This is a genomic window from Streptomyces sp. NPDC002206 (assembly GCF_053593595.1).
Genome location: NZ_JBSFCW010000001.1, coordinates 185,912 through 199,755, shown reverse-complemented (window position 1 = coordinate 199,755; position 13,844 = coordinate 185,912). Strand labels below are relative to the sequence as shown.

The window sequence follows — 13,844 nt, the reverse complement described above, 5'->3', positions numbered from 1 at the left end:
GGCAACGGAGGAACCCGGGCAAACATTGCATTCACCGAGCGTTCGATGAACCGTCACTTCTCTTTGTTCCCAAGGGATTTGGGCAACCGAGAGAGAGGTGTCGAAAGTGTGCGGTGACCACCGGTTCCGGAAAGTCCGGATGGCCCGTACGAGGGACCTTCCGTACTAGCGAACGAGCCGTATGCGGACCTCTGCGGTGCCCGATTCCGCACGCTCCGTCCGCCAGCCCGACCCGGCCTTCCATACCCGGCCCGCATACGCGACCTCGTCGATGTCCAGTGCCTGGGCCTGCGCCACCGCCCAGTGCGCCAGCTCCCAGCCGCGCTGCGCCGTGCCGCCGTCCCCGGCGGTCCGGGCGGACTTCTTCACCGGCACCGAGACCGTGCCCGCCGTCGACGTCCCGCCGTGCGTCCCGCCCGCCGACTTCCCATCCTTCGCCTCGCCCGCGGCGGGCAGCACGCCCTTGCCGAAGGTCCGCACCAGTTCCGCGCGCACCTTCGCCGTGTCGGCCGCAGCGGCCGCCGTCCGCGTCGGCGTGCAGTTCAGCGCCGTGGGGGTACGGCCGGTCAGCGCGGCGGCCAGCAGCGCGGCATCCGGCTCGTGCTTGGCGTACGCCTGCGGGTAGCCACTGCGCTGCACGCGCTGCGCGGCGACGGTCAGCGGCAGCCGCGAATAGCCGGGCACCTCGGCCAGATGCTGGTAGAACTCCCCGGCCGAGTAGACCGGGTCGAGGATCTGCTTCTCGGTGCCCCAGCCCTGCGAGGGACGCTGCTGGAACAGCCCGAGCGAGTCACGGTCGCCGTGCTGGATATTGCGCAGCCCGGACTCCTGCAACGCCGTCGCCAACGCGATCGTCACCGCACGCTCCGGCATCCCGCGGGAGGTGCCGACCGCGGAGATCGTCGCGGCGTTCGCGGCCTGCTCCGGGCTCATCCGGTACGTACGCCCCCGGCCCGCCGAACCGTCGGCGGACTGCACCGTGCACCGCTCGCCACCCTTGTTGCCGGTGACGTACTGCACGGTCAGGTAGCCGGCCACGGCGAGAAGCACGGCAAGGGCTGCCGCGATACGGAAGGGGCGGCTGCGGCGGGTGTGTCGGCGGGTGGAGGAGGCGGTCCGGGGCACGGCCCCACCGTACTGGAGGGGCCGAGCGGGCCCGAGACCGAAGTCCCTTAGGGTCGGTTCCATGCCCGAAAGCACGCTTGACCTCACCCTGGACGGTCCCGCGCTCACCGCCCGGCTCGTCGACTTCCCGTCGGTCAGCGGGGACGAGAAGGAGCTGGCCGACGCGATCGAGACGGCTCTGCGCGCCCTCCCGCACCTGGCCGTCGACCGGTACGGCAACAACATCGTGGCCAGGACGCAGCTGGGCCGCGCCGAACGCGTGCTGCTCGCCGGACACATCGACACCGTCCCGATCGCCGACAACGTTCCGTCCCGGCTCGACGAGAACGGCGTGCTCTGGGGATGCGGCACCTCCGACATGAAGTCCGGCGTCGCCGTCCAGCTGCGGATCGCCGCCACCGTGCCCGAGCCCAACCGCGACCTGACCTTCGTCTTCTACGACAACGAAGAGGTCGCCGCACACCTCAACGGGCTCGGCCATGTCGCCGACGCCCACCCGGACTGGCTGGAGGGCGACTTCGCCGTCCTCCTCGAACCGTCCGACGCTCAGGTCGAGGGCGGTTGCCAGGGCACCCTGCGGGTCTTTCTCCGTACCGAAGGGGAGCGCGCGCACTCCGCACGCAGCTGGATGGGGTCCAACGCCATCCACGCCGCCGCCCCGATCCTCGGCCGCCTCGCCGCGTACGAACCGCGCCGGCCGGTCATCGACGGGCTGGAGTACCGCGAGGGCCTCAACGCCGTACGGATCGAGGCGGGCGTCGCCAACAACGTCATCCCGGACGCCTGCACCGTCGTCGTCAACTACCGGTACGCCCCCGACCGCAGCGCCGAAGAGGCCCTGGCCCACGTCCACGAGGTCTTCGCGGACTGCGGCGTCGTCGAGTTCACCGTGGACGACCACTCCGGCGCGGCCATGCCCGGCCTCTCCCACCCGGCGGCCAAGGCGTTCATGGCGGCGGTCGGCGGCACCGCCCAGCCCAAGTTCGGCTGGACGGACGTCTCCCGCTTCGGCGCGCTCGGCGTCCCCGCGGTGAACTACGGACCCGGCGACGCACTCCTCGCGCACAAGCGCAACGAGCACGTGGCCGTCGACCGGATCACCCACTGCGAGGAGCGGCTCCGCTCCTGGCTCACCGGCTGACCCACAGCATTCCCCTGTGCGTAACCTCCGTAGATCTACCCTGACCTGACACACAACGTCGGCATGTCGTCGGAGGGAGCAGGTCATGGGCAACCCCGAGGAAGCGCACGTCCCCGAGGAGCAGCGGCTCGGACCGGTACTGCGCCGCAGGGAACAGGTACAGCCCGGCACCACCGATCAGCGGCTGCTGGACACCGAGGGCGACTCCGAGTGGGTGCACACCGACCCATGGCGGGTGATGCGCATCCAGTCGGAGTTCGTCGAAGGATTCGGCGCCCTCGCCGAGCTGCCCAGCGCCATCAGCGTCTTCGGCTCGGCCCGCAGCCCGGCCGGCGGACCGGACTACGAGGCGGGCGTACAGATCGGCAAGGCGCTGGTCGAGGCGGGCTTCGCGGTGATCACCGGGGGCGGGCCCGGAGCGATGGAAGCGGCGAACAAGGGGGCACGGGAGGCGAAGGGCGTCTCGGTCGGCCTCGGCATCGAGCTGCCCTTCGAGTCCGGCCTCAACCCGCACGTCGACATCGGCGTCAACTTCCGCTACTTCTTCGTCCGCAAGACGATGTTCGTGAAGTACGCGCAGGGCTTCGTCGTCCTGCCCGGCGGCCTCGGCACCCTGGACGAACTCTTCGAGGCGCTCACGCTCGTCCAGACGGGCAAGGTGACACGCTTCCCGATCGTGCTCTTCGGCACCGCGTACTGGTCCGGGCTCGTCGACTGGCTGCGGGACACGGTGGTGGCGCAGGGGAAGGCGTCCGAGCGGGATCTGCTGCTCTTCCACGTCACGGACAGCGTGGAAGAGGCGGTCACCCTGGTGACGAAGGAAGTCGGCCGGTAGGACGGCACGCGGGCGCCGGACGGGCTTGTTCGAGCCCCTCCGGCGATTGAGGTGCGGGTCCGGGGCCGGAGCCCCGGTTTCGGGAGAGGACGGGCAGGGGGCAAAGCCCGCCGCAGCCCCCCGCCACCTCATGCCCCGGCTACGCCAGCCCCCTCCGCGCCACCGCCGGCGCCCGGTGCCCGGCGATCGACGCCACCATGTCCAGCACCTGCCGCGTCTCCGCCACCTCGTGCACCCGGTACACCCGCGCCCCCAGCCAGGCCGACACCGCGGTCGTCGCCAGCGTCCCGACCAGCCGTTCCTTCACGGGCCGGTCGAGCGTCTCCCCGACGAAGTCCTTGTTGGACAGCGATACGAGGACGGGCCAGCCGGTCTCCGTCATCTCACCGAGCCGACGCGTCGCCTCCAGCGAGTGCCGGGTGTTCTTCCCGAAGTCATGACCGGGGTCGATCATGATGCCGTCCGGTCTGACCCCGAGCTCCACGGCCCGCTCGGCCAGCCCCTCCGTCACCCGCAGGATGTCCGCCATCACGTCGTCGTACACGACCCGGTGCGGACGGGTCCGCGGTTCGGCGCCGCCCGCGTGCGTGCACACCAGCCCCGCCCCGTACCGCGCGGCGACCTCCGCGAGCTTCGGGTCGACACCGCCCCACGCGTCGTTCAGCACATCCGCACCGGCCTCGCAGACCGCCTCGCCGACATCGTGGCGCCAGGTGTCGACGCTGATGACGACATCCGGGTGGCGGCGCCGTACCTCGGCGACGAACCCGACCGTGCGTCGGGCCTCCTCCTGGGCCGTCACCTCCTCGCCGGGACCGGCCTTCACCCCGCCGATGTCGATGATTGCGGCGCCGTCCGCGACGGCCTGCTCGACCCGGGCGAGCGCGGGCTCGTCGCGGAAGGTCGCGCCCTGGTCGTAGAAGGAGTCCGGAGTACGGTTCACGATCGCCATGATCACCGGCTCGTGCGCCCCGAATTCGCGCCGCCCCAGCCTGAGCGCACCGCTTCGCATCCCGTGTTTCTCCTCTGGTAGATCGCCCCGTGGGTCGCCTGCGACCCTAACTGTCGGCACCGCATGGCACGATCGGAGCCGGACAGGTTTTCGCTCCCGGGGAGATGCGCGTGTTCTGGTTCTTGCTGCTGGCGATGGTGGTGGTCGTGGCCGCGGTCACCCTCGCGGTGGTCGGCGGAGGGAAGAGTGCCGTCCTGCAGGACGTGGCGCCCGAGCAGCTGACCGACCCGTTGCCCGCGAACCGGCCGGTCGGCCGCGCGGACATAGAAGCGATGCGACTGCCCGTGGTGGCCCGCGGCTACCGGATGACGGACGTCGACGACGCCCTCGGCCGGCTCGGGGCCGAGCTTGCCGAACGGGACGCGCGGATCGCCGAGCTGGAGTCGGCGCTCGCCGGCGCGCAGGCGACCGCAGTGGGCGGCAAGGGGCTCTTCAAGGAACCGCCGCACCCGCCGCGCCTCGAGCGGTCCCCGTGGGAACCGCCGCACCCGCCGCTCCCCGAGCGGTCCCACCGGCCGCGCCCCGAGCGGTCCCCGTGGGAACCGCCGCACCCGCCGGCGCCGTCCGGCCCCCCGCCCGGACCTTCCGGGCCGCAGTCCGGGCCCCGGCCCGGCGAGGAGCCGCAGCGATGAGCGGCGCCGGCGTCGAAGCCGCGGCCGACGGCAGGCCGCGCTGCTCCTGGGCACTGTCCACCGACGACTACCTCGTCTACCACGACACCGAATGGGGCCGCCCGGTCCACGGCGACGACGCCCTGTTCGAACGGCTCTGCCTGGAGGCGTTCCAGTCCGGACTGTCCTGGCTGACGATCCTGCGCCGCCGGGAAGGGTTCCGCAGCGCCTTCTCCGGGTTCAAGATCCCCGCGGTCGCCGAGTTCACCGACGCCGACAGAGAACGTCTCCTCGCCGACGCCGGGATCATCCGCAACCGCGCGAAGATCGAGGCGACCCTTGCCAACGCCAAGGTGCTGGCCGACTGGCCGGACGGCGAGCTGGACGCACTGATCTGGTCGTACGCGCCCGACCCGGCCACCCGCCCCGCCCCGCGCACCCTCGGCGACGTCCCGGCGGTCACCCCTGAGTCCACGGCCCTCGCCAAGGACCTCAAGAAGCGCGGCCTGCGCTTCATCGGCCCCACGACGGCCTACGCCCTGATGCAGGCGTGCGGCCTGGTCGACGACCATCTGGCGGACTGCGTGGCCCGGGGTACCGCGGCGTAGCGGACTGCTACTTCCCCAGGTACTTCGGCTTCGCCTTGTCCAGGAAGGCCTGCACCGCGATCGTGTGATCCTCCGACGCGCCCGCCTTCGTCTGGAGCTCGTCCTCCTTCTCCAGCGTCTCGCTCAGCGTGTGGCCGGCGCCGTACGCCAGGGACGCCTTGAGCGCGGCGTACGCCACCGTCGGACCGTCCGCCAGCCTGCGGGCCACCGTCAGGGCCTCCGCGGCGAGGTCGTCGGCGGGCACCACCTTGTTCGCGATGCCCAGCTCGTAGGCGTCCTGTGCGGAGATCGAACGCGGGAAGAGCAGCAGATCGGCCGCGCGGCTCTGACCGATCAGCCGGGGCAGCGTCCACGAGACGCCCGAGTCGGCGGTCAGGGCGACCCCGGCGAACGAGGTGTTGAAGGACGCGCTGTCGGCCACCACCCGGTAGTCGCACGCGAGCGCGAACCCGAAGCCCGCACCGGCCGCGACACCGTTGACCCCGGCGACGACCGGCTTCTCCATCTCGGTGATCGCCCGTACGACCGGGTTGTAGTGCTCCTGCACGGTGCTCAGCGCATTGCCCGTGCCGGATTCGCGGGTGGCGGTGAGCGTGGCGACGTGTTCCTTGAGGTCCTGGCCGACACAGAAGGCGCGCCCGGTCGCGGTGAGCAGAACGGCCCGCACGGCGGTGTCGGCGGCAGCCGACTGCAGCGCGTCACGGAGCGCGACCTTGGCCGCCGTGTTCATGGCGTTCATCGCGCCGGGCCGGTTGATCGTGATCGTCGCGAGACCGTCAGTCACTTCGTAGAGCACCGTGTCGGCCACGTTGTCCGCCATTTGCTGTCCCCTTTGCGCCTTGGGCAATGCCTGTCGAGGCAAGCATGGCCGACATCACGGAGGGCGAACATGTGACCTGCGTCTAACAATTGCACCCCGATGCAGGGGTGAAGGCGACGGAGTATCGCAGTCGGATCGCCGAATTGAGTGGTTTTGAGAGAGCGCGTTGCGCAAGCGATGCAGACCGATGTTGGTCATCGGGGTCTGTGATGCGGGATAATGGCGAGGAAGCAATGTGTTCGATGCCGGTGACACAGCGCCTGTCATGGGGCCGCCGGTTGATATGAGCTGGTTTCAGGAAGGGGAACGAGCATGGCGGCCATGAAGCCGCGGACGGGCGACGGCCCGCTCGAGGTGACAAAGGAGGGGCGGGGCATCGTCATGCGCGTTCCGCTCGAAGGCGGCGGTCGGCTTGTCGTGGAGCTGACGCCGGACGAGGCCGATGCGCTCGGCGACGCCCTCAAGAAGGTCGTCGGCTGACGCAGAGGCGCCCACACTTCACCACTGCCCCGCCACGGAGCCCGTGCCGGGGCAGTGGTGCGTCCGGGACACTTCGCAGCCCCGGGTACGGGGCGGGGACCGGTGGACGGTCAGCCGCGTCGGACCGCGCACAGCAACCCGTCGCCCACCGGCAACAGGGTGGCCATCAGCTCCTGGCTCTCCCGCACCGCCCGCAACAGCTCCCGCAGCCTCAGCACCTCCGCGGGCTGCGCCGCCGAGTCCACCGTGCGGCCGTCCGCGAAGACACCCTCGAAGCAGACCAGACCACCGGGTCGCAGCAGGCGCAACGATTCAGCGAGGCAGTCCAGGCTCTCCAGCCGGTCGCCGTCGCAGAACACCAGGTCGTATCCGCCGTCCGCGAGTCGCGGAAGTACGTCGAGGGCGCGTCCCGGGATGAACCGGGCCCGATTGGCGGCGAACCCCGCGGCCCGGAACGCCTCGCGGGCGAACTGCTGACGCTCCGGCTCCGGATCGACCGTGGTCAGTACGCCGTCGGGTCGCATCCCGTGCAGCAGATAGATGCCGGAGACGCCGGTTCCGGTGCCGATCTCGGCCACTGCTTTGGCGCCCGTCGTGGCAGCGAGCAGGCGCAGCGCTGCGCCGGTGCCTGGCGACACCGAGCGGAGACCTGCGTCCCGGGCCCGGTCCCGGGCCCAGCGCAGTGCTTCGTCCTCGGCGACAAAGGCGTCGGCGAACGCCCAGCTCGTCTGCCGGTTGGCGGTAATGACCCTCTCCTGTCCCCGTAGTTGGCGCAACGGTGACTGTATCCGCTGTACCCGGGAACCCGCAGATGGGACCGGGCGTTATCAAGGGGCAGGGGAAAGCGCGTGGACGGGGCCCGCAGATCGGGCCCGGGAATCCGCGGCCGGCGGTTCCGGGGTGGCCCCCGGCCCCAGCAGGAAAAAGGCTTATCCGGAGCTAACGGGCGAGGTGGCTATGGTAGGGGCTCCACTGGACACCACCAGAGCCGACAGGGGAGGTGCGGCTGCGCCTGTGGATCGGGGAGGAGTGCTACGGCGCTTCCTCAGGTCGGCGGGTGAGCCGAAATCCGTGACCAACATTGCTGACCGTTCTTCCAGCGACTCCGCACCGACCGCGACCTTCGCCTCAGATGCGGACTCCCAGGCTTGGATGCCGCCCTCATGGGAAGAGATCGTCAGCACGCACAGCGGTCGTGTCTACCGCCTTGCCTACCGACTGACGGGCAACCAGCACGATGCCGAGGACCTCACCCAGGAGGTCTTCGTACGGGTGTTCCGTTCGCTGTCGACCTATACGCCCGGCACCTTCGAGGGCTGGCTGCACCGCATCACGACCAACCTGTTCCTGGACATGGTCCGTCGTAAGCAGCGGATCCGTTTCGACTCCCTCGGCGACGACGCCGCCGAGCGGCTGCCGAGCCGCGAGCCGTCCCCGCAGCAGGTTTTCAACGACACCCACTTCGACGCGGACGTGCAGCAGGCGCTGGACACCCTTGCGCCCGAGTTCCGCGCCGCGGTCGTGCTCTGTGACATCGAGGGACTTTCGTACGAGGAGATCGCCGCGACACTCGGCGTGAAGCTCGGCACCGTGCGCAGCCGCATCCACCGTGGACGCTCGCATCTGCGCAAGGCGCTGCAGCACCGCTCTCCCGAGGCCCGCGCCGAGCAGCGGTCCCTGGCGGGCGCGATGGTGGCGGGGGAGGGCGGATCGGCGTGAGTGGCACGGGTCCGACCCCTGCGGAACAGCATCTGGGGGACCGGCTTGCCGCGCTTGTCGACGGTGAGCTCAAACATGACGTCCGTGACCGGGTGCTCGCCCATCTCGCGACCTGTACCAAGTGCAAGGCCGAGGCTGCCGCCCAGCGGCGGCTGAAGAGCGTCTTTGCAGAGTCCGCCCCGCCTTCGCCGTCCGAGGGGTTCCTCGCCCGGCTTCAGGGCCTTCCCGGGGGACCTGGTGGTGACGACGACAGCCAAGGAAGACCATTCGGCGGCTCCGGGCGCTTCGCCGACGGACTCTTCCCCGCGATCCAGCCTCCCGGCAGCCGCACCGATTCAGCTTCGGGGAGCTCGCGGCTCGACCGCTTCGGCTATCTCCCGACACCGCATGCCTCGGCCGCGGTGCTTCCGGGTGCCGCGTCGCGCTCCGCGTTTCCCATCCATGAGGTGGGCCGGGACGCGGACCGTTCGCCGTGGCGCGGTCGCAGGTTCGCCTTCGCGGCGGCCAGCGCCGTCTCGCTGGCGGCCATCGCGCTCGGCGGTGCCCTGCCGACGGACGCCGGTCCCGACGCCCCGGTCCGCGCCGAGGGCGCCGGAAACAATGTGACACCCCTCGACGCCGACGCACGCGCCGAGAGCGGCGGCGTGACCAGCCGCCGTGGTGGCGGCATCGGCACGTCGGCAGGGCCCCACAGCAGCCCCACCGTCGCCGCCGCCGCGCCGTTCCAGCAGCCGAACGGCCGTGTACCCGCACTGTTGGGCACGGGTTTCGTCACGCCCAACCCCTTCATGGTCCCGGTGCTGACCAATATGTCCGCGCCGCCGCTGATACGTCCGACTGCTACCAGCCCCCTGTTCACCCGGGCGCTCGGCAGCGGACTGACCCCCATGTCCCCTGCGCCCTCGTCGACCTCGTCCTGGACGCCCACATCGGCCTCGGCCCTGCCGAGCTCCGCCGATCACGCTCTGCCGCTTTCTCCCCGGCGCTGACGGGGATCTGCGCAGCCATTCGCGAACCTGGTTGAATCCCGGGAGGAATACCGCGAGGGACGTCCCTCGCGGGCGTGCAGAGGGCCAGTTGCGGCAGTTGCGGGGAGAACATGGACGACGGAAAGCCCACCGGGCCGAAGGCGAAGTGGTGGAGCCGTCCCACGCCGGGGCACACCACCACTTCAGCGCCGGAGAGTGCAGCCGCCGCGGTGGATGCACCGATCGAGGACGCGCGGGCGGCTGACACACCCGCACGGTCCGAGGCCGTGGCGCCCGCGCAGCCCGTGGCACCCGAGCCGGTGGCTCCCGTGCAGTCCATAGCACCCGAACCCGTGACGCCCGTGCAGTCCATAGCACCCGAGCCCGTGGCGCAGGCGCCCGCAATCCCGGCCCCCGCACCGGCGGTCCACGCATCCGCCCCCGCCCCGGCCCCGGCGGTGAAGCCACTGCATGAGCCCGATGAGTACAGCACCCCGCCGTACGGCGGCCTCGGGCCCTGGGCGCCCGCACCTCCCGTACAGCGCCCGGTCCCGACGCCGGCCCACGGCACCCCGGTACCCGCGCCGTACGCGGGCATGAACGGCGCGGACAGGCCCGCCGGGCCCGCGCCCGTCCCCACGCAGGGTCCCGTCCCCGCCCCGGCCTTCACGCCCCCGCCCCAGCCGCCCCAGTCCACGCACTGGCTGCAGTACGACCCCTGGGGCGGATACCAGCAGCCGCTGACCCAGCCAGGCCGACCGCTCGGCTCCGGCGGCGGAGGGGGGAGGAACCGGCGCGGCCCGCTGCTCGTCGGCGCGCTCCTGCTCGCCCTGGTGGCGGGCGGCATCGGTGGTGGCATCGGGGCCTACATCGAGCGCAACGGCGGACTGACCACGGTCGAGCTCCCGCAGGCCGCGAAGAACAGCGGCGGCCGCGCCCCCGACAGCGTCGCGGGCATCGCCGCCAGCGCCCTGCCCAGCGTGGTCACCCTCCACGTCAGCGGCACCACCGAATCGGGCACCGGCACCGGCTTCGTCCTCGACAACGAGGGGCACATCCTCACCAACAACCATGTGGTCGCCCCGGCCGGCCCCTCCGGCGACATCACGGTGACGTTCAGCGGCGGCGAGACCGCGAGCGCCGAGATCGTCGGCAAGGACAGCGGCTACGACCTCGCCGTGGTCAAGGTCAAAGGCGTCTCCGGGCTCAAGCCGCTGCCGTTGGGTAACTCCGACAACGTGCAGGTCGGCGACCCGGTCGTGGCCATCGGAGCCCCCTTCGACCTGTCCAACACCGTCACCTCCGGCATCATCAGCGCCAAGGACCGGCCGATCACCGCGGGCGGCGAGAAGGGCGACGGCAGCGACATCAGCTACGTGGACGCGCTGCAGACCGACGCCCCCATCAACCCGGGCAACTCCGGTGGCCCGCTGGTCGACACCGACGCCCACGTCATAGGCATCAACAGCGCCATCCGCGCCGCCGACAGCGGTTCGACGACCGAGGGCGGCCAGGCGGGTTCCATCGGCCTCGGCTTCGCCATCCCGATCAACCAGGGCAAGCGGGTCGCCGAGGAGCTGATCAACACCGGGAAGGCCACCCATCCGGTGATCGGCGTCACATTGGACATGAAGTACACCGGTGATGGTGCCAAGGTCGGCGCGAAGGGCGCCGGGGGCAAGCCCGCGGTGACGCCGGGCGGTCCCGGGGCGAGGGCCGGCATCAAGCCGGGCGACATCATCACCGAGGTGGACGGCCAGCGGGTGCACAGCGGCGAGGAGTTGATCGTGAAGATCCGCGCACACCGCCCGGGCGACCGTTTGGACCTCGGTCTGACCCGCAGTGGTAAAGACCTGTCCATGACTTTGACCCTCGGGTCCGCAACGGGCACGTGACGGCACCGGGACGCTACCGCCCGGACAGGTCCGCCGGGTACCGTGGGCCGGGGCCGGACCTCATCCGGCCTGGTCCATGGTCTCGGAGAACACGAGGAGCAACCAGGTGTTCAATGACATAGGCGCACTCGAGGTGGTGACGCTCGTGATCCTCGGCGTGCTCGTCTTCGGCCCGGACAAGCTGCCCAAGGTCATCCAGGACGCCTCGCGCTTCATCCGAAAGATCCGTGAGTTCTCCGAGAGCGCCAAGGAAGACATCCGTACGGAGCTCGGCCCGGAGTTCAAGGACTTCGAGTTCGAGGACCTCAACCCGAAGACGTTCGTCCGCAAGCAGCTCATGGACGGCAACGACGATCTCGGGCTGAAGGAGATCCGCGAGAGCTTCGACCTCCGCAAGGAGATGGCGGAGGTCACCGACGCGGTGCACGGGCGTGAGACCACGTCCGTGGAGTCCGCGGGCGGCGTGTCGGGCAGCGCGGCGATCACCGCGGCGAACGGCTCCCCGGGCGCTCCCGACCTGCTCAAGAAGCGTGAACAGCCCACGAAGGACGACCGTCCGCCGTTCGACGCAGACGCCACCTGACACCGGTCAATCCCGACTCGTCCGGACGGTATGGCTATTCTCCATCTGTCCGGTTGCGAGGCTGCCCGAGGGGGGCGGGCCACTCCGGACCCTAGGGATCGAGGAGGCGGCCGGGCAGATGGAGACGACAAGTCGGGCAGGCGCGGAAGGTGCGTCCAACGCAGTCACCGAGGAGGAGGTGCCGGCGGCCCGGCGTACGGTCGACGGCTATCTGCAGGCGTCGTTCCCCTGGTACGGACTGGACGAGGCCTTCACCGGTCCGCGCTGGCTGATGCCGGTCGGCACGGCGGCGGACGGCACGGTGCAGCACGGATCGACCGGGCATGGTGACGAGCCGCTGATCCGGGGCGACTCGGGCGGTGACAAGCAGCGGTTCGCGGTCGTGGTGACCGTGGCGAGCAGTCCCGTGCGGCGCAGTGGCGACGGTACGGGAGTCCTGGACGCGACCACGGTGTCGTCGGCCGCCTGGCTGGCGGGCTCGGGCCTGTTGGCGTTCACGTGGCCCCCGCAGCTGGACCACACACTGCGCGACGACTGGCTGGACCAGCAGACGGAGACGGCGTTCGAACTCGCCGACGATCTGGACGGTCCCGCATGGTCGGTGCTGTCCCTGCCGGTGGACGGGGTTCCGGTGCCGTTCCACTACCGCGAGTCCGAGTACGGGTGGGTGCTGGCGGGGTCGGCGCGCGGCGGGGTGCACATCGGGGCGTACGGGCGCGGGATGAGCGCGTACGGACTCGGGTTCTCAGTGATCGCAGACATCGCCACGTACGCGTAGCGGCTCGATCGGTGCGCGGTGCGCGGTGCGCGGTGAGCCGTGGCCGGACGTGTGCGGTTCGCCGCGCTTTCCTCGATCGCCGGACGGGCTTTTTCCGTCGCGGCGATCGAGGACCCGGGCTGTCGTCAGAACTTGTTGCGCGGGGTGATTCCCAGAGACATGCCCGACAGGCCCCGCTGGCGGCCGCCCAGCCGCTCCGCGATCGTGCGCAGCGCCTTGCCGGCCGGGGAGTCCGGGTCCGACAGGACCACGGGCTTGCCCTCGTCGCCGCCCTCGCGCAGACGTACGTCGATCGGGATGGAGCCGAGCACCGGCACTTCCGCGCCGACCGTCTTCGTCAGGCCCTCGGCCACCTTCCGGCCGCCGCCCGTGCCGAACACGTCGACCATCTCGTCGCAGTGCGGGCACGGCATGCCCGACATGTTCTCGACGACGCCGACGATCTTCTGGTGGGTCTGCACCGCGATCGAGCCGGCCCGCTCGGCCACCTCGGCCGCGGCCTGCTGCGGGGTCGTGACGACCAGGATTTCCGCGTTCGGCACGAGCTGTGCCACGGAGATCGCGATGTCACCGGTGCCCGGCGGCAGGTCGAGCAGCAGGACGTCGAGGTCGCCCCAGTACACATCGGCGAGGAACTGCTGCAGCGCTCGGTGCAGCATCGGGCCACGCCACACCACCGGGGCGTTGCCCGGGGTGAACATGCCGATGGAGATGACCTTCACGCCGTACGCCGACGGCGGCATGATCATGTTCTCGACCTGGGTCGGCTTGCCGTCCACGCCGAGCATCCGCGGCACGCTGTGCCCGTAGATGTCCGCGTCCACGACGCCGACCTTGAGGCCGTCGGCAGCCATCGCCGCCGCCAGGTTCACCGTCACGGACGATTTACCGACGCCGCCCTTGCCGGATGCCACCGCGTACACCCGGGTCAGCGAGCCGGGCTTGGCGAACGGCACCTCGCGCTCCGCCGTGCCGCCTCGCAGCGACGAGGTGAGTTCCTTGCGCTGTTCGTCGCTCATCACGTCGAGCGTCACGTCGACTCGCGTGACGCCTTCGACCTTCGCCACCGCGTCGGTCACGTTCTTGGTGATGGTCTCGCGCATCGGGCAGCCGGACACGGTGAGATACACCGTGACAGCGACCGCACCGTCAGCGGTGATCTCGACCGACTTGACCATGCCGAGTTCGGTGATCGGTCGGTGGATCTCCGGGTCGTTCACTGTCGCCAGTGCTTCGCGCACCGCGTCTTCGGTAGCCATACGACGATGT

The 13,844-nt window shown here is 70.7% G+C and carries 15 protein-coding genes; 10 read left to right on the top strand and 5 right to left on the bottom strand.

Annotated elements, in window-relative coordinates:
• Nucleotides 1-165: 165 nt before the first annotated feature.
• Nucleotides 166-1,125: a hypothetical protein gene (locus ACWCP8_RS00920; RefSeq protein ID WP_352266319.1), complete on the bottom strand. Its 960-nt coding sequence runs from the start codon at nt 1,123-1,125 to the stop codon at nt 166-168.
• Nucleotides 1,126-1,186: 61 nt separating this feature from the next.
• On the opposite strand from ACWCP8_RS00920, the gene dapE reads away from it, so the two are divergent.
• Nucleotides 1,187-2,266, top strand: coding sequence for a succinyl-diaminopimelate desuccinylase (dapE, locus tag ACWCP8_RS00915; RefSeq protein WP_352266320.1), 1,080 nt, complete (start codon nt 1,187-1,189; stop codon nt 2,264-2,266).
• Nucleotides 2,267-2,351: 85 nt separating this feature from the next.
• Nucleotides 2,352-3,101, top strand: a complete 750-nt coding sequence (locus ACWCP8_RS00910) for an LOG family protein (protein ID WP_326605632.1) — start codon at nt 2,352-2,354, stop codon at nt 3,099-3,101.
• 139 nt (nt 3,102-3,240) lie between these two features.
• On the opposite strand, the gene folP is transcribed toward ACWCP8_RS00910, so the two are convergent.
• Entirely contained in the window at nt 3,241-4,113 is an 873-nt protein-coding gene (folP, locus tag ACWCP8_RS00905; protein WP_313939055.1) for a dihydropteroate synthase, read from the bottom strand.
• Between the two features lie 110 nt (nt 4,114-4,223).
• Between folP and ACWCP8_RS00900 the strand changes: the two genes are divergently transcribed.
• Together ACWCP8_RS00900 and ACWCP8_RS00895 are read left to right on the top strand one after the other, a co-directional pair.
• Nucleotides 4,224-4,745, top strand: coding sequence for a hypothetical protein (locus tag ACWCP8_RS00900; protein ID WP_451113843.1), 522 nt, complete (start codon nt 4,224-4,226; stop codon nt 4,743-4,745).
• On the top strand, nt 4,742-5,332 hold the full coding sequence (locus tag ACWCP8_RS00895; RefSeq protein WP_382828369.1) for a DNA-3-methyladenine glycosylase I: 591 nt from the start codon (nt 4,742-4,744) through the stop codon (nt 5,330-5,332). Before ACWCP8_RS00900 ends, ACWCP8_RS00895 begins: the two co-directional genes overlap by 4 nt.
• 7 nt (nt 5,333-5,339) lie before the next feature.
• Here the strand turns inward: ACWCP8_RS00895 and chcB are convergent, their stop codons facing one another.
• Nucleotides 5,340-6,152, bottom strand: a complete 813-nt coding sequence (gene chcB / locus ACWCP8_RS00890; RefSeq protein ID WP_352266323.1) for a 2-cyclohexenylcarbonyl CoA isomerase — start codon at nt 6,150-6,152, stop codon at nt 5,340-5,342.
• Nucleotides 6,153-6,464: 312 nt separating this feature from the next.
• Here chcB and ACWCP8_RS00885 point away from each other — a divergent pair, with 312 nt between their 5' ends.
• On the top strand, nt 6,465-6,632 hold the full coding sequence (locus ACWCP8_RS00885; RefSeq protein WP_003966491.1) for a DUF3117 domain-containing protein: 168 nt from the start codon (nt 6,465-6,467) through the stop codon (nt 6,630-6,632).
• 110 nt (nt 6,633-6,742) lie between these two features.
• Here the strand turns inward: ACWCP8_RS00885 and ACWCP8_RS00880 are convergent, their stop codons facing one another.
• Complete coding sequence (locus tag ACWCP8_RS00880) at nt 6,743-7,408, bottom strand: O-methyltransferase (protein WP_352266324.1); 666 nt, start codon at nt 7,406-7,408, stop codon at nt 6,743-6,745.
• Between the two features lie 181 nt (nt 7,409-7,589).
• On the opposite strand from ACWCP8_RS00880, the gene sigE reads away from it, so the two are divergent.
• The 5 genes from sigE (at nt 7,590) to ACWCP8_RS00855 (ending at nt 12,575) form a co-directional block, all read left to right on the top strand.
• Nucleotides 7,590-8,351, top strand: a complete 762-nt coding sequence (gene sigE / locus ACWCP8_RS00875; RefSeq protein WP_199919160.1) for an RNA polymerase sigma factor SigE — start codon at nt 7,590-7,592, stop codon at nt 8,349-8,351.
• Nucleotides 8,348-9,340, top strand: coding sequence for an anti-sigma factor family protein (locus ACWCP8_RS00870; protein WP_451113842.1), 993 nt, complete (start codon nt 8,348-8,350; stop codon nt 9,338-9,340). The genes sigE and ACWCP8_RS00870 overlap by 4 nt, the downstream gene beginning before the upstream one ends.
• 110 nt (nt 9,341-9,450) lie before the next feature.
• Nucleotides 9,451-11,214, top strand: a complete 1,764-nt coding sequence (locus ACWCP8_RS00865; RefSeq protein WP_451113841.1) for a trypsin-like peptidase domain-containing protein — start codon at nt 9,451-9,453, stop codon at nt 11,212-11,214.
• 106 nt (nt 11,215-11,320) lie between these two features.
• Complete coding sequence (locus ACWCP8_RS00860; RefSeq protein WP_352266327.1) at nt 11,321-11,797, top strand: sec-independent translocase; 477 nt, start codon at nt 11,321-11,323, stop codon at nt 11,795-11,797.
• A 118-nt stretch (nt 11,798-11,915) separates the two neighbouring features.
• Nucleotides 11,916-12,575, top strand: a complete 660-nt coding sequence (locus tag ACWCP8_RS00855; protein ID WP_352266328.1) for a hypothetical protein — start codon at nt 11,916-11,918, stop codon at nt 12,573-12,575.
• Nucleotides 12,576-12,700: 125 nt separating this feature from the next.
• Here ACWCP8_RS00855 and ACWCP8_RS00850 read toward each other — a convergent pair whose 3' ends face one another.
• Entirely contained in the window at nt 12,701-13,834 is a 1,134-nt protein-coding gene (locus tag ACWCP8_RS00850; protein WP_382828382.1) for an Mrp/NBP35 family ATP-binding protein, read from the bottom strand.
• Nucleotides 13,835-13,844: the final 10 nt, after the last annotated feature.